This window comes from Desulfofundulus sp. (genome assembly GCF_049701015.1).
Classification (GTDB): Bacteria; Bacillota; Desulfotomaculia; order Desulfotomaculales; family Desulfovirgulaceae; genus Desulfofundulus.
On record NZ_JBNATZ010000396.1, the window covers coordinates 1 to 1500 of the forward strand.

Annotated in this window: 2 protein-coding genes; both read right to left on the reverse strand. The window is 55.2% G+C overall.

Features of this window, described 5'->3' with window-relative positions; all coding sequences use genetic code 11:
* Positions 1-648, reverse strand: a 648-nt coding sequence (locus tag ACPLUI_RS14795; RefSeq protein WP_424661005.1) for a DNA gyrase subunit A, incomplete at its 3' end; no start/stop codon positions are given.
* 95 nt (positions 649-743) lie between these two features.
* The coding region (locus ACPLUI_RS14800; RefSeq protein WP_424661004.1) for a toprim domain-containing protein at positions 744-1500 on the reverse strand (757 nt) is incomplete at its 5' end.

The following is a 1500-nucleotide window of genomic DNA, read 5'->3' on the forward strand; positions in this document are numbered from 1 at the left end:
GGCTTCCCGGATCCCCTGGCGGCCCATGATTTTCCCCCCGGTGGGAAAATCGGGCCCCTTAATAAACTCCATCAATTCCGGGATGGTAATGTCCGGGTTGTCTATCAGCCTGACCAGGCCATCGATAACTTCCCCCAGGTTGTGAGGGGGGATGTTCGTAGCCATACCGACAGCAATGCCCGAAGAACCGTTCACGAGCAGGTTGGGGATACGGGAGGGCAATACTGTGGGTTCTTCGGTACTGCCGTCATAGTTGGGAATAAAATCGACCGTATTTTTTTCAATATCAGACAGCATGGCCATGGTAATGCGGGCCATGCGGGCTTCTGTGTATCGCATGGCGGCTGGTGCGTCGCCATCAACAGACCCAAAATTGCCGTGACCGTCCACCAGGGGATAACGGCTGGCAAAATCCTGCGCCATGCGCACCAGCGCGTCGTAAATGGCCATATCCCCGTGGGGGTGGAACTTGGACATCACTTCACCCACGATGTGCGCACTTTTGCGGTGGGGGCGGTCGGGAGTAAGACCCAGCTGGTGCATGGCGTAGAGAATGCGCCTGTGCACCGGTTTCAACCCGTCCCGTACATCGGGCAGTGCCCGGCCGACGATTACGCTCATGGCGTAATCAAGGTAGGAGTGTTTCATTTCTTCGTTGATGTCGATGGGAATAACTTTGCCAATAGGAAAGGACAACAAAGGTCACCTCAAAAGAATATTTTTGACTTGCGTTTTTATTTTGTTCAGATATCCAGGTTACGCACGGCCCTGGCATTCTGCTGGATAAAATCCCGGCGGGGCTCGACCCGGTCTCCCATGAGCATTGAAAAAATGGCGTCTGCTTCTATGGCGTCCTCTATACTTACTTTCAAAATGGTACGCTTTTCGGGGTTCATGGTGGTCTCCCAGAGCTGCTGCGGGTTCATCTCACCAAGACCCTTGTATCGCTGTATGGAAACACCGTCCCGGCCAATTTCCTTGAGGATTTCTTCCAGTTCCGCGTCGCTGTAAGCATAACGGTCGACCTTTCCCTTGCGAACCCGGTACAAGGGAGGTTGCGCAATATAAACGTAACCAGCTTCCAAAAGTGGACGCATGTAACGGTAAAAGAAAGTTAAAAGTAATGTGCGGATATGTGCCCCGTCCACGTCCGCGTCGCTCATGAGCAGTATCCTGTGGTACCTGGCCTTGCTCAGGTCGAAATCTTCTCCTATACCCGTACCCAGGGCCGTGATCAGAGCACGGATTTCCTCATTGGCCAGGATCTTGTCCATCCGCGCCTTCTCCACATTCAAGATTTTCCCCCGCAGGGGGAGGATGGCCTGGAACCGGCGGTCCCGGCCCTGCTTGGCCGAACCGCCCGCCGAATCTCCTTCCACCAGGTAAAGTTCCGTCCTGCTGGGGTCCCGGTCGGAGCAATCTGCCAGCTTGCCGGGAAGTGATGCAGTTTCCAGGGCGCTCTTGCGCCTCGTCAACTCCCGGGCCTTCCGGGCAGCCTCA